At 52.7% G+C, this 19625-nt stretch carries 17 protein-coding genes; 15 read left to right on the top strand and 2 right to left on the bottom strand.

Going from position 1 to position 19625, the window contains the following annotated elements:
* Positions 1–39 precede the first annotated feature (39 nt).
* From ACZ1HF_RS11940 to ACZ1HF_RS11915, 6 genes are all read left to right on the top strand, one after another.
* Positions 40–1101 carry a glycosyltransferase family 2 protein gene (locus ACZ1HF_RS11940; protein ID WP_472657718.1) on the top strand — a complete coding sequence of 354 codons (1062 nt, stop codon included), beginning with the start codon at positions 40–42 and terminating at the stop codon, positions 1099–1101.
* Positions 1102–2082: a glycosyltransferase family A protein gene (locus tag ACZ1HF_RS11935; protein WP_472657717.1), complete on the top strand. Its 981-nt coding sequence runs from the start codon at positions 1102–1104 to the stop codon at positions 2080–2082. It abuts the gene before it with no gap.
* A gap of 442 nt (positions 2083–2524) precedes the next feature.
* Positions 2525–3691 (top strand): glycosyltransferase, encoded by a 1167-nt coding sequence (locus tag ACZ1HF_RS11930; RefSeq protein WP_472657716.1) that lies wholly within the window; start codon positions 2525–2527, stop codon positions 3689–3691.
* Between the two features lie 388 nt (positions 3692–4079).
* The gene (locus ACZ1HF_RS11925) at positions 4080–4802 is read left to right on the top strand and encodes a sugar transferase (protein WP_472657715.1); all 723 of its coding nucleotides are present in this window, start codon (positions 4080–4082) and stop codon (positions 4800–4802) included.
* Positions 4803–4896: 94 nt separating this feature from the next.
* A complete protein-coding gene (locus ACZ1HF_RS11920; protein WP_472657714.1) occupies positions 4897–6402 on the top strand; it encodes a lipopolysaccharide biosynthesis protein in 1506 nt (501 codons plus the stop codon).
* Positions 6399–7301, top strand: a complete 903-nt coding sequence (locus tag ACZ1HF_RS11915; protein WP_472657713.1) for a polysaccharide pyruvyl transferase family protein — start codon at positions 6399–6401, stop codon at positions 7299–7301. Before ACZ1HF_RS11920 ends, ACZ1HF_RS11915 begins: the two co-directional genes overlap by 4 nt.
* A gap of 30 nt (positions 7302–7331) precedes the next feature.
* On the opposite strand, the gene ACZ1HF_RS11910 is transcribed toward ACZ1HF_RS11915, so the two are convergent.
* Positions 7332–8243, bottom strand: coding sequence for a hypothetical protein (locus tag ACZ1HF_RS11910; protein WP_472657712.1), 912 nt, complete (start codon positions 8241–8243; stop codon positions 7332–7334).
* A 323-nt stretch (positions 8244–8566) separates the two neighbouring features.
* On the opposite strand from ACZ1HF_RS11910, the gene ACZ1HF_RS11905 reads away from it, so the two are divergent.
* From ACZ1HF_RS11905 to ACZ1HF_RS11895, 3 genes are read left to right on the top strand one after another with little or no spacing between them, the layout of a single operon-like run.
* Positions 8567–9580 carry a glycosyltransferase family 2 protein gene (locus ACZ1HF_RS11905; RefSeq protein ID WP_472657711.1) on the top strand — a complete coding sequence of 338 codons (1014 nt, stop codon included), beginning with the start codon at positions 8567–8569 and terminating at the stop codon, positions 9578–9580.
* On the top strand, positions 9577–10485 hold the full coding sequence (locus ACZ1HF_RS11900) for a glycosyltransferase family 2 protein (RefSeq protein WP_472657710.1): 909 nt from the start codon (positions 9577–9579) through the stop codon (positions 10483–10485). The genes ACZ1HF_RS11905 and ACZ1HF_RS11900 overlap by 4 nt, the downstream gene beginning before the upstream one ends.
* Positions 10486–10531: 46 nt before the next feature.
* Entirely contained in the window at positions 10532–12490 is a 1959-nt protein-coding gene (locus tag ACZ1HF_RS11895) for a polysaccharide biosynthesis tyrosine autokinase (RefSeq protein WP_472657709.1), read from the top strand.
* A gap of 22 nt (positions 12491–12512) precedes the next feature.
* Here ACZ1HF_RS11895 and ACZ1HF_RS11890 read toward each other — a convergent pair whose 3' ends face one another.
* Positions 12513–13484 carry a capsular polysaccharide export protein, LipB/KpsS family gene (locus tag ACZ1HF_RS11890; protein ID WP_472657708.1) on the bottom strand — a complete coding sequence of 324 codons (972 nt, stop codon included), beginning with the start codon at positions 13482–13484 and terminating at the stop codon, positions 12513–12515.
* 210 nt (positions 13485–13694) lie between these two features.
* On the opposite strand from ACZ1HF_RS11890, the gene ACZ1HF_RS11885 reads away from it, so the two are divergent.
* The 6 genes from ACZ1HF_RS11885 to ACZ1HF_RS11860 are packed head-to-tail and all read left to right on the top strand — an operon-like array spanning position 13695 to position 19618.
* Positions 13695–16565: a monovalent cation/H+ antiporter subunit A gene (locus tag ACZ1HF_RS11885; RefSeq protein WP_472657707.1), complete on the top strand. Its 2871-nt coding sequence runs from the start codon at positions 13695–13697 to the stop codon at positions 16563–16565.
* Position 16566: 1 nt separating this feature from the next.
* Entirely contained in the window at positions 16567–16926 is a 360-nt protein-coding gene (locus tag ACZ1HF_RS11880) for a Na+/H+ antiporter subunit C (RefSeq protein ID WP_472657706.1), read from the top strand.
* Positions 16923–18458, top strand: a complete 1536-nt coding sequence (locus ACZ1HF_RS11875; RefSeq protein ID WP_472657705.1) for a monovalent cation/H+ antiporter subunit D — start codon at positions 16923–16925, stop codon at positions 18456–18458. The genes ACZ1HF_RS11880 and ACZ1HF_RS11875 overlap by 4 nt, the downstream gene beginning before the upstream one ends.
* Before the next feature lies 1 nt (position 18459).
* Positions 18460–18963, top strand: a complete 504-nt coding sequence (locus ACZ1HF_RS11870; protein WP_472657704.1) for a Na+/H+ antiporter subunit E — start codon at positions 18460–18462, stop codon at positions 18961–18963.
* Positions 18960–19247 (top strand): K+/H+ antiporter subunit F, encoded by a 288-nt coding sequence (locus tag ACZ1HF_RS11865; protein WP_472657703.1) that lies wholly within the window; start codon positions 18960–18962, stop codon positions 19245–19247. The genes ACZ1HF_RS11870 and ACZ1HF_RS11865 overlap by 4 nt, the downstream gene beginning before the upstream one ends.
* Positions 19244–19618, top strand: a complete 375-nt coding sequence (locus ACZ1HF_RS11860; protein WP_472657702.1) for a Na+/H+ antiporter subunit G — start codon at positions 19244–19246, stop codon at positions 19616–19618. Before ACZ1HF_RS11865 ends, ACZ1HF_RS11860 begins: the two co-directional genes overlap by 4 nt.
* Positions 19619–19625 lie beyond the last annotated feature (7 nt).

The raw sequence follows: 19625 nt of genomic DNA, 5'->3' as shown, positions 1-19625 counted from the left end.
TCTGCTATGTGTATCCTTGCGAAACATGGAAACGCACCGATGCCCACGACACCTCAACAACATGATGCGCCTGTCGTCTCTGTTATAATGGCGAATTACAACGGCGCGTCTTATGTTGAGACTTGCCTGCAATCCGTTCTGGCGCAGTCGGTTGAGCGCATCGAAGTGCTGTTTTCCGATGATGCGTCGTCCGATAGCAGCGTCAAGATCGCTGAGCAGATTGCGGCTGACGATCCGCGTGTTCGCATTATTCAGGCGCCCTCGAATGGTGGTCCTGCGGCGGCGCGTAACAGAGCCCTTGAGATGGCGTCTGGCGACTGGATTGCGATTGTGGATTCTGATGACATCATTCACCCGCTTCGGTTTGAGCGGATGATTGCGGCCGCTGAAAAACTGGCAACGGACGGCGTGGCGGATGATCTGATCTATTTTGACGGGGAATCCGGGCGGACATTGTTGGGGGATGCCTCGCCTTCTGAACCGTTTGAGCTTAGTCCTGCAATGTTTGTCGATACACGCAATGGCAATGAGCCGCCATTTGGGTATCTGAAACCACTGCTACGGCGCAAACAGGTCGGTGCGTTGCGATACCGCGAAGACATCTGCATTGGTGAAGACCACGATTTCTACATGCGTTATCTGCTGGAAGGCGGGCGGCTGCATATGTTGAACCGATCTTACTATCTGTATCGCCGTCATGCGAATTCGGTCTCGCACAGGCTCAGCCCTGAACATGTCGCATCGATGATCCGTGTTCAGGCGGATCTTCAGGCGCAATACCCGGAAATGGGACGTGATCTAGTGTCGTTTCTTGATGCGCGTGCGGCAATGCTGGGCCGGTCGCTGGCGTTTGAAACGCTTGTGCAACATCTCAAAGGCCGTCGTATTGCAAGTGCTCTTTGGCTGATCCTGCGAAAGCCTATGCTTCTACGTGACCTCGCCCGCGCGACGCGTGAACATTTTGACAAGCGGTACAAGACGCATGATACGCAGAACGCGCAAAGTGACCTGGCCATACTTGCCAAGGGGCATGGCTTGGACGGTTTCCCATATGGCGCCAAGGCTGCGCATTCGCTTCAAAGTTCTGATATGAGGCCCTGAATGTCTGAGGAACTGGTTCACGTGCGCACCCCCACCTACAAGCGTCCTGACGATCTGAAAAGATGTTTGAAAAGCTTGCAATCGCAAAGCCATGCGAAATGGGTCTGTGATGTCTATGATGATGATCCTGACGGCTCTGCCAGACATACAATCGCTGAGCTGGGCGATGACCGAATTTCATTTAATCAAAACACCCCGCAGAATTTTGCATCGAAGAATATTGACCAATGCTTCACGCAGGCCAATCCACGTGATGCGGATTACTTTTGTGTGGTTGAAGATGATAACTTCATCCTGCCGACCTTTATGGAAGACAACATCCGGCTTTGCCATGAACATCAGGTCGAGATCGTTTTTCGGAACCAATTCATGGAATATGCCAGCGGGACCGAAGCTGCACACCTGAGTGAGTTTGGCCTGCTTGATCAAAAGCTGGTTGAGCGGCGCTATGACCCTGATCTGTTTCGCATGACACTTGTATCAGACATCGGCGTGTCAAATGGCGGGCTGTTCTGGTCACGCAATGCGACGTCTGATCTGGAAATCCATTTTGAGTGTAGCGCGACGTTGCAGGAATACATGCGAACCTTTGCAATTCATGAGCCAATCTACGTTGCCATGAAACCTCTGGCTGTCTGGGCACAAAACGGAGATGGCACCTTACGTGATCTGGGCGCAAAGGCAGGTTATCTGCGCAGCGAGTTGTCGCTGAAACGCTCCATAGGGATTTTGCAACGCCATGCCTGGGCCAAGGCACAATCCGATGACAAGTTGGGCTTTCTGCACCATCCCGCCTTCGCGAGCCCTACGAAAACCCGTGCGATGGGGCTTGTGAAATCTCATATTCAATTGAAGGTCGGAAATGCGTTGCCCTTACCGGAAAAGATGCGGCTTGTATTTCGTGGTGCCCTTATCCGGCTGCTCGGCCGTCCGGAATCTGGGCTGCGCCCATTTATAGAAGCTCAGGACAGCTATTTATGAGTTTCAGTGGCGGGCTCTACATTTGATGCTGCACGGGTAGAGGTAGGTTTAGGTGCTTTTTGGTGCCCGGTAGGTAAGCCATCAGAAGTACCAGGATGAAATACACGATTTGAAGGGCGACCAAGGTTACAATGACACGCAGTGCAATTACACCAATACTTGCGCCATCAAAGAAGGACCATAGGCCCATGGCTAAGGCAGATATTATCATGAAGAATATGAATACGAGCAGACGCACCACACCATATGACGCAGTTTTGCACTCAGCACATGAGAACCGCGCCCCTTATACCCCTTTTATGACATTTTTTATGAACCCTCGCGCGCCTTTGAGTCAATGTGTTTCCTATTTGCGATGAGCTTATGAAAACGCTTTTTACTGCTAGGCATTCGCATTGCGGGACTCTCGGTCAGAGTGTGGGCACAAACAGGGACTAATTGTATGGCCAGATTATTTGTATTTGCCTTTGATCTAACGGAATCTTCCCAGATTCGGCGTATTCAGGGCCTGTTTGCGCTTGGGCATAAGGTTAGTTCCGCTGCTTTCCGGCGCTCCAACATGAACGAGGATTTTACCCCGGACTGGCCCAATATCGAATTGGGTTACGTTGAAAACCAGAGCTTCGGCAAACGGTTGCCAAAGATGATTCTGGCGCTGTTTAGGGTTTTGAAAGCTCCGGGACCGCTGAAAGAAGCCGACGTTATCATTGCGCGGAACTTCGACCTTTTACTCATTGCGTGGGCCGCTCGGCTTTTGCTTGGTCGCAGTAAAACGTCTTTGGTTTACGAATGTCTTGATATTCATGGCTTGTTCACCCGATCAGATGCCATTGGCGCAATCATGCGTTGGTGTGAGCGGCGATTGCTGTCTCGGGTGCAGCTTTTGATCGTCTCTTCGCCCGGCTTCGTAGAGAACTACTTCAAAGCCATCCAAGGTTATCATGGCCCTGTCTCAATGATCGAAAACAAACTCTGGTTTGACGGCACGCCGCTGCCCCGTCCTGATGCGCCCGCCAGCCGCAATCTGAACGCGCCTTTGGTATTGGGGTGGGTCGGCTCAATTCGATGTGCGCACAGTCTGCGTATTCTGATGGAGACAGCGGATATCATGGGTGATCGGTTGCAAATCCATATACATGGCAATGTACATCACCACGCGCTGGATGGTTTTAACGATGCCGTTAAAACACGTGAAAACGTCCATTATCACGGGCCATATACGTATCCCAACGATCTGGCCTTGATCTATTCTAGTTGTGATTTGGTTTGGGCGCAGGATCTTTGGCAACGCGGCGCCAATTCGGACTGGTTGCTTCCAAATCGCATCTACGAGGCCAGTTGGTTCGGTTGCCCCTCTGTTGCCGTTATCGATACACAAACCGGGCGCAGAGTTCATGACGCAGGCCTTGGCATTACCATTGTAACGCCGACTGCGCAGGATTTGGTGAAAAACCTTCAAAACCTGAACCCGGACAAGATTGCCGCTTTGTCGCGATCAATATTAGCTATGGACGATACACAGTTTATGTTGCGCCCGCAGGATATAAATGCTGCGCTTGCAAAGGTGCTTCCAAATCCCGAAACTACGGCTGCTGAATTGCCTAATTGATGGGCAAAAATCACCTATAGAAAAATGGCTGCTACGACTCGGTTCGCAATCGTTTTGAAGGTAAAAGCGTGCCTAAACAAAATTCGCGTTAATTTGAAATTGTAACAGTTGCAAGGGCTTCAACACATATTTTACCTGCTAATCTGAAAGTCCTATGCGATATTTTGCCTATATTGTTACGAAGCTGTCATCACTCAAAATACGCATGTGAATCCCCTGCATCGCGGCGCAGATTATGCACATATATTCGACAAAATGCCTAAATCGCTAGTATTGAGTACGCGATTTCCCGCCACTGCACTGCCAGATCAATATATTATGCTGCAAATGCAAATCTGATTGCCATAAGTGAGGCTAACGAAATTATATCGATTAGCGGGGGCGCAACATGTCGATGACGAATAGTGGTACTGCAATTTCTTTTGATGCAGAAAATATACCATATACACTTCAGGAAACTACCGTTTCATCGTCGGGCAGCGAAGATTTTCGTGCTGTGGGTGGTCGATTCAAAAGAGGGCTTGATATAACGCTCGCCATCTTCGGCCTTATTGCTCTGGCACCTCTCTTGACCGTCTTTGCGTTGGCTGTGAAAGCAACTTCACGTGGCCCAGCGCTTTATGGGCATACCCGGGTGGGCTTGGGCGGTAAAACCTTCAAGTGCTGGAAATTCCGCTCGATGGTTACGAACGGGGATGAGGTTTTGGAGCAGCATTTCCAGACTCACCCCCAGGATCGGCTTGAGTGGCAGACAAATCGTAAACTGAAACATGATCCGCGTGTTACGAAACTGGGGGCCACGCTGCGCGCGTATAGTATCGATGAGCTACCGCAACTTCTGAATGTGCTGCGGGGGAATATGAGCTTTGTGGGTCCACGGCCTGTTGTTATGGACGAGTTGGACGAACATTATGGTCCTGACAAAGCGCTTTATCTGACGACCCGCCCCGGTATTACAGGCCTGTGGCAGATCAGTGGTCGTAGTGACACAAGCTACGAGACGCGCGTATCGCTTGATGCGGAATATGTGAGGCAATGGTCGTTCTGGCAGGATTGCTTGATTCTGATGAAAACATTTCCTGCTGTGATCGCTGCAAAAGGCTCATACTGAACGGTTTGTGAGACGCCAATTATTATATTGGGAAGGTGAAACATACCAGCGCTATGGCACCCGCTGCCATAGTCCCCAACCTGCATGAGCCGGAATGACGCAATCACCTTATCCTACTGCGACACAACCTAAAGAGCCGTATCGACCGCACTTATCCAAGGGCAGGTCCAGTGCTGCGATTTTCGGCGTTCTCTGGTCTTCATTGCATACTCTGATCCCGACGGTCAGCTCTGGGGTTGTGTTCTTTGTTGCAGCCTATTTTCTTTCCCCATCGGATTTGGGGTTGGTCGGATTGGCAAGCGCGGTGGTTTTGGTCGCTATCGCGTTCTCGCCTCTGGCATTTGGTGAGGCCCTGATCCAGCGCGAGGCAATGACAAAAGAGCATGTCGATAGCGTTTTCTGGCTGACCACGATATTCGGCGTGGTCGCCTCACTACCGTTCATTTTTGGCGCAGGGTTGATCGCTTCATATATGGAGGAACCCGCACTTGTTGCACTGCTTCCGGTTCTGGCCCTGCGCATTCCGCTGGAGCTGATGGCAGCCGTGCCAAATGCACTGATTATCAGGTCTATGCAGTTTAAGCTGATCGCGCTGAGAACATCCGTTGCCACAATGATCAGCGTCACCATTTCGCTATCAATGTTGTTTTTGGGCTATGGTTACTGGGCGCTGGTGATCAGTCAGGTTACGGCCAGTTTGGTGATCTGCGTCATGGCCTTTTGGGTTGCCAAATGGCGTCCCAGCTTATCATTCAGCATACCTGCCCTGAAACAGCTTGCGAATTACGGCATCTTTGCTTCGGGCAACCGGATGCTCGATACGATGAAGCTTGATCACATCATTCTTGGTGTGCTGGCCGGAACCGAGATGCTTGGCCTTTATTTCTTCGCGCAACGCTGTTTTTTCATGTTGATCCAACTGGTATCAGGTGCGCTGTCTTCGGTATCGCATGCACTGTTGTCTTCTCTTCAAGATGACAGAGCGAAGATGCGACGGGCGTTCATGATTGCCTCTTTCGCCTCTACCACAGTCAGCATGCCAATGTTCGCGGGGACTGCGTTGATTATCGACGATCTTCTGGCCCTGCTTCTGGACCCGAAATGGGCGGCGGCCGCTACTGCGATCCAGGCATTTTGCGCGGTCGGAATATTGGCTAGTATCGGGGTCGTGCAAAGCGCGCTGATCAAAAGTCGTGGACGCGCCAATTGGTGGTTCTACTATCAATTGATGCAACAGGTTACGACCTTGATTGCCATAGCCCTGACCTACAGCTACGGGCTGGGGGTGATGGTTTTTGCGGTGGTTATGAAATCATTCCTACTGTGGCCGGTTTCGGTCTGGATGACGACACGTCTTCTGGACAGCAGCATTCGCGTTTATCTTGGCGAGCTGCGCAACCCTGTAATTGCTACGTTGATTATGTGTCTGGCGGCACTTGGCCTGCCTTATATTTTTCCGGCTATGCAGCCCGGCCCGTTTCTACTGTTGCAGATCGTGGTCTGCATTCTGGTCTATACCCCTGTCACATTTGCCCTGTCACATAGCCGCATCAGCGATATTCGTCAGGCCCTGCATAAAAAAGGAAACCCCGCAAAATGAAATTGACCTATTTTCAGGGCGATCCGCCTAATTTCGGGGATGAATTGAACAAAACCATGTGGGACCATTTTCTGCCCGACGGGTTTCTTGACGATGATGACACGACCCTCTTTGTTGGTATCGGATCAATGATCCAGAACATCTATCCTGCCAAGGCTCGTAAACTGATCGTTGGTTCCGGGTATGGGGGCTATACGCCGCTGCCTGATATCAACGACGGTATGTGGGATTTCAGCTTTGTGCGTGGTCCGCAAACAGCAGAGATGCTTGGTCTTGACCCCAGCCTTGCCATTGCAGATTCTGCAATTCTGCTGCGGGAAACGCCCTTGCCAAAGCCTGCCAGCAATATCGGTGTGGGCTTCATGCCCCATTACGAAAGTATTGAACGCGGCGACTGGCAAGAAGTATGCGAATTAGCAGGCGTTTATTTCATTGATCCATCTCATTCCCCCGAAAAGGTCATCTCGGAAATACTTGGGGCCGATCTGATTATTACCGAGGCCATGCATGGTGCTATCGTGTCCGACGCGTTGCGCACGCCCTGGATTGGCGTGCGGACAATGAACCAGGTCCATCGGTTCAAATGGTACGATTTCACAAGATCACTGCAAATCGACTATCGGCCTGCTCTTCTGTTTCCGTCTAACTGTCGCGAAGCTTGGGCTGCCACAACAGGCCGCTCCGGGTCTGGCCCAAAGGCGCGCGCTGTTTTGGGGGGATCCCTTGCAAAACCTTTCAATGTGGCGTGTCAGCATTTTGCAGCCCGCAGTATGCAAAAACTGGCAAAAACCGAACCTCAACTTAGCACGGATAGTCAGATAAAGCGCGCAACCGAACGGGCGCTTGAGGCTATCGACCGAACGGTAAAAACTTATACGCAAGGCGCTGCCGCAGTCTAAGCAGTATCGGTAGATACAACAGAATTACAGTCAGGATACGGCGCTTAAAACGCCGTCAATATCTTTGCAAAGCCTGTCCCACGCCGTTTCGCAATTCGGCAGATAGGTTTCGCGAAACCAGCTATGCGATTTTGCGCAGAGATGCCCTAACCGATCCGTATCTTTGAGCAAGGCAAAGGTATCATCTGCCAGTCGGGAGAGCCGTGTAGAGACCAGCAGATTATCGGGTATCAGCGTGTCTAACCCAAAGCATGTCTCGCTGGCCACCGGCGACATTGCGGCCAACGCACCAATAATGCGTGGCGTTTCCAGATGGCTGGACTTCTGGGAATGCACATTCAGGCAACACCGCGATTGTGCGGCGATGTCTTCGAACACAACATCGCGGTGCGGTGAAAGCCGCAAGCCTCGGGCCGCGAGGCTATCCAGAACCCCCTGTCGTCGTTTGGTTATTCCACCCACAAAACATACGTCATAGGGGCGTTCGTGAAGCGGCATTGCCGGGGGCAAATCATCGGGATGAACGCCAACGCTAAACCCGAAAACCGGCAAGCTAAGGCGTTGTTTCAAAACATGTGTTTGTGGTGGGAAATAATCCAGAAGCACGTCATAAAGGTCCAGCTTTTCAGCAAGCAAGGTGTTTTTGCGACGCAAAGCTCTGCGCCCATGACGGTCTGCGCCCAGCCAGCCACCAAGAGCTTCGATGATCGAAAAATTCAGGTACACATATCTGCATCCGGGCCGGCGTATGTGGCGTTTGAAATTTTCACCGATGACAAACACAAGCGCGCCATCCTGATAAGGCGCCTCATCTATCTCGGAGCAGACGATCAGCTCAGATTGCAGGCCGTAAGAATGTTTCAGCGCACGATGAATGAACAGCGCGACGTTTTGCACGTGATCGAAGCTCACCGTTTGTATAATGAGATAGGTCTTCCCCATAAGCGACTGCCAACCCGGACATATCCGGCCCTCAAATCAAATCTGCACCCACTCCATTCCCGAGGAAAACCTTACGAGTTTGGACAAATCCAGCAAAGCATTTGCAAACATATTTCGATCAAGGAATTGGCACATCGCCTGTTTCTTGCCGATAAGATGTGCCGAAGTGGCGGGTAATGGCCGATGCGTGTGCAATCTATGTACGGCCTTTTTGCCAAACTGTAAAAATCAGTTAGGTCAAACGCAGAAGTTTCGTCGGCGAATCTTTCGCTCGTTTCCACGTGAAGCCGCGCAAAATTGCGAGACTAACAAGGTGCTTAGCAATGAAACATGACGCCTCAGAAACGGGCCAGGACGGCCCTCTTATCGTTATCCCTTGCCTGAACGAAGCTGATCATATTGAAGGCCTTCTGCATCAGTTGACACAGGCGCAAGCCTCAATCGGCGGGAAGATTGTTGTTGTAGATGGCGGCAGTACAGATGGAACGCAGTCCATCGTTGAAGCGATTGCGCAGACAAACTCTGCGGTCAGGCTGCTGCATAACCCTGACAAAATCCAAAGTGCCGGGATCAATTTGGCGGTGGAAACCTATGGTGATTTTTCCACCCATCTAATCCGTGTCGACGCCCATTGCAGATATCCGGACAAATTTTGCGAACACCTGTTAGAAGAGGCTGCGGTGATTGATGCAGAAAGCATCGTTGTCAGTATGATTGCTGAAGGTGAACCCGTAGTTCAACGCATCAACGCTGCTGCTCAGAATTCACCGGTTGGTAATGGCGGTTCTAAGCATAGGATGCGGGCCACCGGCCAATACGTTGATCACGGGCATCATGCGCTGATAAACCTCGCTGCGTTCCGGGCTGTGGGCGGCTATGATCCATCTTTTACGCATAACGAAGACGCTGAGCTTGATCATCGCCTGCGACAGGCGGGGTATCGCATCTGGCTGACTGCTAAAACCACTGTCACCTACTATCCGCGCAAGTCGCTTAGCGCTTTGGCACGACAGTATTTCAATTATGGCAAAGGCCGTGCACAGAACCTGCTAAAACACCGCATTATGCCGCGGCTGCGGCAGGCCAAGGTCATGCTGGTTGCCCCTGTTCTCGCGCTATCATTTCTAGCTGGCCTGCATTGGATATTCGCCGTGCCGGCACTTCTTTGGGTCGCATATTGCCTGATCGCGGGGGCCAAGATGTCGCTTCTGGCCCGCGATCCTTATCTGCTTCTCTCTGGCATCTCGGCCATGCTGATGCATGCTGCATGGTCTCTGGGCTTCTGGCGCAAACTAATGTCCGGCTCGGGCCTGTTTCAGGTAGGGCGCGCGCAATGATACCAAATGCAATCGATATATGTGTTTGCACCTTCCGCAGGCCGCAATTGCTTGATACGCTGAAGTCCTTGCGTGACTTGCGCAAACCGGACGGATTTACTGTATCGATTATTGTCATCGACAATGACGTCAAGCCAACGGCTCAGGCATTGGTCGAGAGTTTTGCCAAGACTTCCCCACTTCCCGTTCGCTATATCCATTGTCCTGCTGGAAATATATCAATCGCACGTAATGGTGGGCTGAATCACAGTATTGCGCGCTACTTCGCGTTCATTGATGATGACGAGGTTGCCACGCCGGATTGGCTGCATCATCTGCTGAAAACTGCACGGGCTGAAAAAGCCGATGTGACCCTTGGCCCTGTGCAGGCGGTTTACCACGCAGATATGGCTGGATGGATGCGCGATCTTGCAATCCATTCTACCAAACCGGTCTGGGTGAATGGTCAGCTACAAACCGGATATACGTGCAACGTCCTCATAGATCGCAGTAACCCCGTTGTGCAGGGGCTGCGCTTTGATCTGGCTCTTGGCCAATCCGGTGGCGAGGATACCAAGTTCTTCGCCGAGATATTCAACGCTGGTGGCAAGATTGCTTATGCTGAAGATGCGCTGATCTACGAAGATGTTCCTGCCAGCCGCGCCTCTTTCAGATGGTTGGCGCGGCGGCGTTTTCGCATGGGTCAGACCCATGCGCGTCTGCTGAACGGCCCGCGCAATATTCCGTTGGCTTTGGCAAAGGCTCTCTATTGCGTCGGTGCTGCTGCGATAAATGTATTCAGCTCTGGTCGTCGCAACGCTGCAATTCTGCGCGCGATGCTGCATGTCGGGGTCGTTTTTGGCTTAACTGGCATGCAGGAACAGCGCCATTATGGGGATGGGTTGGCGCCGGTGCAAAAACAATGAAAAAGATCAATATGTGCTGTGATCTTGATGGAGGCTTCGGAGGCCCATGAAAGACCTCGGTATAAGAATACGTGATGCAGATTATGGCTCGCCTCGCCAAGGCGACTCCGCGACGCTTGGCAAATTGCTGGCGGCTATGCGACGGCAATATTTTCCTCTTTTAGTCTGTACGGTGATCGGACTAGCGCTTGGGGTGGTGCATTACGCAACAAGCCCCAAGGAATACCACGCATTCGCCAAGGTGCTGGTTGATGACCGGCTCAGTGGGTTGGCTGAAGGCGTCACTGCGGCCACACCGATGTTGCAGAATGACACCGCGCTGCTGAACGAGATACAGGTTCTGGGTTCGCTGGAATTGGCGATGGAAGTCACGCGACAGTTAGAGCTTCACAAGAACGAAAACTATCTGAACCCGCCGTCTTCACTGGCGGGCAGGGTTATCTCGACCATAAAGGGTACGATCAAAGGATTGCTTCCAACACCGGAGTTGCCGGATGACGCGGCCTTGTCGCCACAAGAACAAGAATTCAACCAGATACAATCCACCGCATTGTCGCTACAAAAAGATATCAAAATCCAACGAGTCGGTGAAAGCTTCTCGATCGACATCTTCTTTGAGTCAGCAGACCGGCAACTCGTGGCGACCGTCGTCAATGCCTATGCCGAGGCGTATCTGGCAGATGGTGTGAATGCCAATCTCGATGCGTCTAACCGCACTGCCGAGTGGATGCGTGTGCGGCTGGAAGAGTTACAGGAAAGTGCAAATGAAGCCACCCGTGAAGCCGAGAACTTCAAGGCTGAGAACGGGGTCCGTGACACTCAAGGCCTGCGTGAACGTGAACAGCGGGCCGAGACACTGAACGGATTGCTCAGATCATTTTCGCAGCGCTACGAACAGATCGCCATTCAGGGCTCTCTGCCTGTTTCAAACGGTCGAATTCTTAGTAAAGCCGTTATCCCCAAAGATCCCTCAGCCCCCAAGGCTTGGCAAGTGATTGCCATTGCCACGTTGTTGGGTCTGATCGTTGGGTATATGATTGCCATATATCGCGAATATCGCGAACGCTTCTTTCGCACTGGCGAAGACGTGGTTGATCATCTTGGTTATCCCTTCCTCGGCTATTTGCCAGCGTTCAGAATAAGTGAGCTGCGGCGCCTCAAACTACCCAAATTAGGTACGGATAAACCCGATAAGAAGGTTACTCTTGCATTATCTGCAAAGCTACCGGGTATAGCAGTCGTTAAGGCTGGCAAACTCTTTACAGGCAGTCGTGGAGAGCGGCTTCCAAAGCATTTCGCGCCACATTTATTCCTTCCGGTGCTCCAACCTTATTCGCAATATAGTGAGACCTTGCGCAATATCCACGCCACCCTTGACCTGCGGCTGCCCGATGCGTCGTGCCGTGTCATCGGTATGTCTTCCATGCTGCCCGCCGAAGGTAAAACCACGCTTTCGGCCAATTTCGCCAACATGGCCGCCAAGCTGGGTCAGCGGACCTTGCTGATTGATGGCGACCTGCGCCGCCCATCGCTGAGTAGCACATTAGGCTGCGGTAGCGGGCCAGGCATTGTCGAAGTGCTTGAAGGCAAAGCCCCTATGTCAGAGGCTACCCGAAGGCTTCCTTATACAGGGTTGGAAGTTTGCCCATGCGCTTTGTATGCCAACCGGACGCATCCAAGCGAGATACTTTATCAGCGAAACATGACTATCCTTATTTCAGAACTGCGGAAACACTATGACTACGTGATTATCGACTTGCCGCCTCTGGGACCAACCGTTGATGCCAAAGTCCTTCTGGACCGGCTCGATAAAATCATCTTTGTCTGCGAATGGGGCGTGACCCCACGACATCTGGTGCGTCAATATTTGGCGCGGGAGCCGGAGCTTGCCAAAAAAGTTCTTGGCATTGCTTTGAATAAGGTGAATGTCAAAAAACTGTCCAGATACGGTGTCTCGGGAAGTACAGAAGCTTATATGCAGGAATACAGCCGAGAATACGCCTGACAAAAAGCTTGCCGCTTGGTCTTTACAGACCAAAGCGTTCTTTAGGAAATCCGGCACTGGTAAACCGGTCCCAGACCTTGTCGAGCAGGAACTTGTCATTCACCGACAGGCAGTTCATTTTGAAATACCAGTATAGATATTGGTCATACCCGCTATGCCGCAAACCGGCCTTTTCCAAGGCTTCGGGAAAATCAGACGTCCGCGTCACCGTTTCGGCAAAATGATGGAAATCTGATTTCCCGAACAGAATGGCCGGTTTGCGGTGCATGAAACCTTCCAATGCGACCGTTGAATTTATCGACACGCTTACACAGCTGGTACTCAGCATGTCGTGAATATTGTCCTGCGTAACCGTCAGTTGATCATGTATCTCTGCAAATTCCAAAAGACTTTCTGCATCTTTGAGCGTGATCAAATCGGGATGCGGCTTCACAAGAACTGGTCTATCGCCTGCCCCGTCCAGAACGGCTTTCAGCATTTTCATATCTGTGAATTCGGTCGCGCCAGATGCAATGGGATAACTCCCCTGAAAAAACACGGCGATGGCACCAGCGGGGAAAATCGTTTTTTCAAGAGGCTGCTCACACCGAGAGTAGCGCGCCTGAACATAGCGTTTATATAGATTGCCAAAGAATATTTCGGCTTTGTTATGCGGTACGTTATTGGGGTCATAGTTGCATGACGCAATCTGACCATGAAACCGGACGCCGCGCGGGTCGAGATGCCAGAAGCCCCTGAGATACGCCATACCCGCGTTCAGCACGTTCGGCATCACCAAGCTGCGGTCGTCGATGATATGAAGGTTCCCATCATTGAATCGGTCATCCTGAACTGACCGCGTGGCTGGTTTAATATCCTTGTCGATTGCCTTGGTCAGGCTTTCAATTTTGTGCTCAGCCGCCATGTCACGGATGATGCCGTAAAGCTTGAGGTATCTGGAATGCAAGTCGCGTGAAATGTCCTTTTTCTTCAGATGAAAAATGATCTTTGGCATTTAGTAGTCCTTAAGGGATATGCAGCAATAGTAGAATGGGTGAAAGCACCCGTCTTGGGCAACCCATCACGCCATTTTTGATCTGCCGAACTGCATCTATAATGTGCTATCAAGAAGAGTTTTGTGACAGTTTTTGTCGGTTTCTCTTGAGGCTACAGTAAAACTGCCACAAATAGGGTGGAAGCCAAGGCCATAAGTTCAGGAGTTCGCGTGTCTCTCTTTCTTATCGTTGCTCTGCCCTTTTTGGGCGCGTTGCTGCCGGGCCTAATGAATTCCGCCGGACGGCAAGCCTGTGCGGGTGTCACATTTACCGTCACTTTGGCTGCTTTGATCGGCCTTCTGACCAACCTGCCGTCAGTCATTGCAGGTGAGGTCGTCATGGTCGGGTTCAATTGGCTACCATCCCTTGGTCTGAATTTCACACTGATGCTGGACGGGTTGGGCTTTTTCTTTGCCGGCCTGATACTGGGTATTGGCCTGCTGATCATCACCTATGCGCGCTTCTATCTGGCTCGCGAGGATAATATGGGTGAGTTCTTCACCTATTTGCTGTTGTTCCAGGGCGCGATGGTGGGCATCGTTCTTAGTGACAATATTCTCCTTCTGCTCATTTTCTGGGAACTGACATCCCTGTCGTCCTTCCTGCTGATCGGCTACTGGAAACATCTGCCCGAGGGCCGTCAAGGCGCGCGGATGGCGTTGACTGTGACAGGCATGGGCGGTCTGGCGATGATCGGTGGTATGCTGATCCTTGGCCAAATCGTTGGAAGCTATGACCTGAGCGTGATCCTGCAAAATCGCGAGCTTATTCAGGACTCTCCGCTTTACTTGCCTGCGCTGATCCTGATCCTATTGGGCTGTTTCACCAAATCCGCGCAGTTCCCGTTTCACTTCTGGTTGCCCCATGCAATGGCCGCGCCGACGCCCGTGTCGGCTTATCTGCACTCGGCCACAATGGTGAAGGCCGGGATTTTTCTTATGGCGCGCATGTGGCCTGTCTTATCGGGCACATCGGAATGGTTCGTGATCGTGACGACTGCTGGTCTGATCACAATGGTGCTGGGCGCGGTGATCGCGCTGTTCAAGCATGACCTGAAAGCGCTGTTGGCGTTCTCAACGGTAAGCCATCTGGGTCTGATCACCATGCTTCTTGGAACGGGTACGGCCTTTGGGGCGATGGCTGCTGTGTTCCACATTCTAAACCATGCCACCTTCAAGGCCGCATTGTTTATGTCCGCAGGGATCATTGATCATGAGACCCATACCCGCGACATTCGCCGCCTTGGGGGTTTGCGACATTTGATGCCGTTCACCTTTGGTATTGCAACTCTGGCGGCGCTGTCGATGGCGGGTATTCCGCTGCTCAACGGGTTTTTGTCGAAAGAGATGATGCTCGAAGAGGCGACCCACACTGTGCTGTTCGGGACATGGTGGCTGGTGCCCGCTCTGGCTACGTTCGGGTCGCTGTTCTCGGCTGCATATTGCTTCCGATTGATCGGTCATGTCTTCCTTGGCCCCGTGCGAGACGACTACCCTGCCAAACCCCATGATCCACCTGCCGGGCTTTGGCTGCCACCGGCATTTTTGGTGGTGCTGGTTGTGGCAATCGGTGTCGCGCCGTTTTTGGCAGAGCCTTTCGTCAAGCTTGTAACAGCTTCGGTTCTGGGTGAGGCAGGCGACGTGCCGAAAAGCTATTTCAAGATCTGGCATGGGTTGGTGCCGGCCCTGTATCTGTCGGTCATCGCAGTTATTGGCGGCTTGATCGTGCTTGCCGCATTCCGCCCGTTGCTGCGCGCTTGGGATGCCGCCCCGCGCCCAGAGGCAAAGGTTATATTCGAGGCCATCATTGCGGGTGCAGTGGCAGTCTCGCAACGTATTATTCATACGCTGCATGACGGCGCATTTTCCCGCTATGCAGCGATTGCAACGGTGACGATCATTGCGGCAGGGTTTCACGCATGGACCACTGGCACCGTCGGCGAAGCGACCCGTGCCTTGCAAATCCCCGGACCTGTCCCGATCGCTGGTTGGCTGATGTTGGTGGCGGCAACTTGCGGGTTGGTCTTCTTGCATCGCAATCGGCTTTTATCCCTGATCCTGATCGGGATTGTCGGGCTAATGGTCTCGGTTGGTTTTGTGTTCTTCAGCGCGCCTGATCTGGCGATGACACAGATTACGGTTGAGGTGGTTACGATCATCCTTCTGCTTCTGGCGTTGAACTTTCTGCCAAACCGGACACCTGTCGAGAGCACCGTTTTGCGTCGCACCAGCGATACCTTTATCGCAGTCGCGGGCGGGTTAGCTGCAATGGCGCTGTCTTATCATTACTTGCTGCGTGACGCAGTTGCGCCGCCGATCTCAGAATTCCACCTTGCCAATTCCTACAAGGGTGGCGGCGGAACCAACGTGGTGAACGTCATTCTGGTGGATTTCCGGGGTTTTGATACCTATGGCGAAATCATCGTTCTGGGCATCGCCGCGCTGTTGATATACGCGCTAACAGAGACATTGCTGTCCGGACCCGTGCGTGCGCGGCTCTTGAACCGGCTACCTGATCAGGCCCGTGCGGGTGATATGCATCCTACCATGATGGTGGTGCTGACGCGGGTGATCATGCCTGTGGTTCTGATGGTCGGTTTTTATGTCTTCCTGCGCGGCCATAATGAGCCCGGTGGCGGATTTATCGCCGGGCTGATCGTCTCAATTGCTGTGGTCATGCAATATATGGCCAGTGGCTTTGCCTGGGCATCTGCGCGGCTACGTTATCCTTATCATGGGGTTATAGGGGCGGGTGTTCTTGTGGCAGGGCTGACAGGCATCGGGTCGTGGTTTGTAAGCAAGCCGTTCCTGACCTCGGATTTCACTTATGTCCGCATTCCACCTTTCGAGAAGTTCGAATTGGCGACGGCGGCGGCGTTTGATCTTGGTGTCTTTCTTGCAGTTGTCGGTGCGGTCATGTTGTCGCTCGAGAGTTTTTCGCGCCTTGCCCGTCGCGCCCATGTACCTGACAGCGACCATCCGATGGATATCGACCCATCCCGCGACGATCCGACGGCCAATACTATGCAGGAGGGCGTGTAATATGGAAATGCTCGTTGCATCTGCCATAGGTCTCCTGACCGCTGCGGGTCTGTATCTGGTGCTGCGTTTGCGAAGCTTCCCGGTCATTATGGGGATTTCTCTGCTGACCTATGCCGTTAACGTCTTCCTGTTCGCGTCAGGGCGATTGACCATAGGCGCACCGCCAATCCTGAATGATGGTGTAACCAGTTATACCGATCCATTACCGCAGGCCTTGGTTCTGACGGCAATTGTGATCTCGTTCGGGATGACAGCCGTGGTGGTGATGATTGCGCTTGGGGCCTATCTGGGCTCGGATGACGACCATGTGGACGATCCTGCCGAGGATGCAGAGGCGGCCGAGCCGGAGGACGCAACATGACCCATTGGATCGTCCTGCCTGTTGTTTTGCCTGCCATCCTTGCGCCGTTTATCGTTCTGGCCGCGCGCTATCATATTGGCATCCAACGCGTGTTTTCGGTTGTGGGTGTCCTTGCGCTGATCGCGATTGCAGCAGGTCTTGCATGGCAGGCGTCTGACGGGACGGTCACGCTTTATCAGCTTGGTGATTGGGCCGCGCCTTTTGGTATTGTATTGGTGGGCGATAGGCTGTCGACGCTGATGGTATTGCTGACATCTTTGCTGGCGTTCTTTGTGCTGCTTTATGCGATTGGGTCCGGATGGGACGAACGTGGGCGGCATTTCCATGCGCTGTTTCAGTTCCAGCTCATGGGTATTATGGGTGCGTTTCTGACAGGGGATTTATTCAATCTGTTTGTGTTCTTCGAAGTGTTGCTTATCGCGTCCTACGGTTTGATGATCCATTCTGGCGGCACAATACGTTTGCGCGCGGGCGTGCAATATGTGTTGTTCAACCTGCTGGGCTCGACGCTGTTTCTGTTCGCCTTGGGGTCTATCTATGCGGAAACAGGCACGCTTAACATGGCTGATCTGGCGCAACGGGTGACGCTGATTGACCCCTCCGCCAGCGTTGGCATCCGCGTTGCATCGGTTCTGCTGCTTCTGGTTTTTGCGATCAAGGCCGCCGTAGTGCCTTTGCATTTCTGGCTGCCTTCCAGCTATGCCGAGGCGCCAGCCCCTGTTGCGGCGCTGTTTGCAATCATGACAAAAGTTGGCGCTTACGCGATCATCCGCGTCTATACCATGATCTTCCCCCCTGATCTGGAGGTCACGCTGGGCCTGCACGGGCTGTGGCTTTTACCCGCTGCGCTGATCTCTTTGGGCGTTGGCATGGTCGGCGTACTGGCAGCAAAGCATCTGGACCGTTTGGTGGCTTTTTCGGTCATTGGCTCGATGGGTATGGTGATGGTGGCGATCGCGCTGTTCACCCCTTCTGGCATTGCAGCGGCGCTTTATTACATCGTACATTCGACATTGGCTGCTGCTGCGCTTTTCCTGATCGTTGATCTTGTCCGCGCAGGACGGGACAACCTGAACCTGACCACCGAACCACCCGTCGCAGGCGCAACATTGACTGCAGCTTTGTTCTTTGTAGGGGCCATTGCCATGACCGGCTTGCCGCCGTTTTCGGGCTTCGTGGGTAAGCTGTTGATCCTAGATGCCGCCTTCGCGTCGCCGCTCGTGATCTGGACCTGGGCCGTCATCTTGTGCGCCAGCCTGATCAGCGTAGTGGGCTTTGCCCGCGCTGGCAGCACAGTCTTCTGGAAAGCGCATAGCGTCGAAGCGCCCAAGCAGATGGCCCCACGCCCAGCCATACTGTCTTACGTAGCTGTTGGGGGTCTTTTGACATTGCTGATCGCGCATACAGTCTTTGCGGGTCAGGCCCATGCCTACATGACGGCCATGTCTGCACAGCTTTTCTCGCCAGAACCCTATATCTCGACTGTGCTTGAAACACCGGGCAAGCTTAGCACCCCAAAGGAGGCACATTGACATGATCAAAACCGCATTCCGCTGGTTGCTGCCGCACCCGTTCCTGACGGTCCTTCTGGCTGTGGTCTGGACCTTACTGCAAAATAACGTCTCAGCAGGCATGGTGGTGTTTGGCTTGATCCTGGGGATCATCATCCCATGGGGGACCGCCGCATGGTGGCCCGAAAGTCCCCGTAGTTTTCGTTTGGGTCGGATGATTAGCTACAGTGTCATGGTACTTTGGGACATTATGGTTGCCAATGTGCAGGTCGCCTGGATTGTGTTGACCGTCCCCAACTCTAAACTGCAGCCTGCATGGATTATCATCCCCCTTGATCTGCGATTGCCAGAAGCAATCACCGTGCTGGCCGGAACTATTACGCTGACACCGGGTACGGTTTCTGCCGATCTGTCGAATGAAGGGCATAGCCTTCTGGTTCATGTTTTGCACACAGATGATCCTGATGGGGTCAGGGACGAAATAAAAGAGCGCTACGAACGCAGATTGAAGGAGATTTTTGTATGAGCTTCGCCGCTGAATTTATGAACATCTCACTGGTCATCGCCTTTGTTGTCGTAGGGCTTGGTCAAATCATGTCGATGATCCGGCTGGTAATCGGGCCGGATACGGGCGACCGAATTCTTGCGCTGGATACGATGGTCATCAATGCCATCGGCCTGATCGTACTGCTGGGTATATCGCAAGGCACGCGTATCTATTTCGAGGCCTCACTGATCATCGCCATGCTTGGGTTTGTGTCGACTGTCGCCTATGCGCGCTTTGTGCTTCGGGGGGATATTATCGAATGATTATTGCCTCTGTCGCCATTGCTCTTTGCCTGCTGATCGGCGCGTTCTTTGTACTGGTCGGTGCCATTGGCCTTTTGAAGTTCAACGACTCGATGACGCGCCTGCATGCACCAACCAAAGTTGGCACAGTGGGGATTGGGGCGCTGTTGCTGGCCTCAATGATCCATTCCTATACGTTTGGGGAAGGCTCATTGCATGAATTGTTGATCATGGCATTCCTGTTTGTAACGGCCCCGATCTCGGCGCATTTCATGGCGAAGGTAAACATCCATCGCAGGGCCTGTGATACCCCACCTTCCCCGCCCCGTGACGAGACATGGTCTACGCTTGATGTTCCCGAAGCAGATCGTGAATTTGTGGAAACGAAATAGACGCGAG

The sequence above is a fragment of the Litoreibacter sp. GN1-5 genome, assembly GCF_055693805.1.
The sequence above is the reverse complement of the archived record's forward strand: the minus strand, read 5'-3'. Positions and strand labels throughout refer to the sequence as shown.

What these genes read in the sequence shown, in the direction of transcription:
- ACZ1HF_RS11940 (WP_472657718.1), top strand. Translation starts at nt 40, where the DNA reads ATGCCCACGACACCTCAACAACATGATGCGCCTGTCGTCTCTGTTATA.
- ACZ1HF_RS11935 (WP_472657717.1), top strand. Translation starts at nt 1,102, where the DNA reads ATGTCTGAGGAACTGGTTCACGTGCGCACCCCCACCTACAAGCGTCCT.
- ACZ1HF_RS11930 (WP_472657716.1), top strand. Translation starts at nt 2,525, where the DNA reads ATGGCCAGATTATTTGTATTTGCCTTTGATCTAACGGAATCTTCCCAG.
- ACZ1HF_RS11925 (WP_472657715.1), top strand. Translation starts at nt 4,080, where the DNA reads ATGTCGATGACGAATAGTGGTACTGCAATTTCTTTTGATGCAGAAAAT.
- ACZ1HF_RS11920 (WP_472657714.1), top strand. Translation starts at nt 4,897, where the DNA reads ATGACGCAATCACCTTATCCTACTGCGACACAACCTAAAGAGCCGTAT.
- ACZ1HF_RS11915 (WP_472657713.1), top strand. Translation starts at nt 6,399, where the DNA reads ATGAAATTGACCTATTTTCAGGGCGATCCGCCTAATTTCGGGGATGAA.
- ACZ1HF_RS11910 (WP_472657712.1), bottom strand. Translation starts at nt 8,243, where the DNA reads ATGGGGAAGACCTATCTCATTATACAAACGGTGAGCTTCGATCACGTG.
- ACZ1HF_RS11905 (WP_472657711.1), top strand. Translation starts at nt 8,567, where the DNA reads ATGAAACATGACGCCTCAGAAACGGGCCAGGACGGCCCTCTTATCGTT.
- ACZ1HF_RS11900 (WP_472657710.1), top strand. Translation starts at nt 9,577, where the DNA reads ATGATACCAAATGCAATCGATATATGTGTTTGCACCTTCCGCAGGCCG.
- ACZ1HF_RS11895 (WP_472657709.1), top strand. Translation starts at nt 10,532, where the DNA reads ATGAAAGACCTCGGTATAAGAATACGTGATGCAGATTATGGCTCGCCT.
- ACZ1HF_RS11890 (WP_472657708.1), bottom strand. Translation starts at nt 13,484, where the DNA reads ATGCCAAAGATCATTTTTCATCTGAAGAAAAAGGACATTTCACGCGAC.
- ACZ1HF_RS11880 (WP_472657706.1), top strand. Translation starts at nt 16,567, where the DNA reads ATGGAAATGCTCGTTGCATCTGCCATAGGTCTCCTGACCGCTGCGGGT.
- ACZ1HF_RS11875 (WP_472657705.1), top strand. Translation starts at nt 16,923, where the DNA reads ATGACCCATTGGATCGTCCTGCCTGTTGTTTTGCCTGCCATCCTTGCG.
- ACZ1HF_RS11870 (WP_472657704.1), top strand. Translation starts at nt 18,460, where the DNA reads ATGATCAAAACCGCATTCCGCTGGTTGCTGCCGCACCCGTTCCTGACG.
- ACZ1HF_RS11865 (WP_472657703.1), top strand. Translation starts at nt 18,960, where the DNA reads ATGAGCTTCGCCGCTGAATTTATGAACATCTCACTGGTCATCGCCTTT.
- ACZ1HF_RS11860 (WP_472657702.1), top strand. Translation starts at nt 19,244, where the DNA reads ATGATTATTGCCTCTGTCGCCATTGCTCTTTGCCTGCTGATCGGCGCG.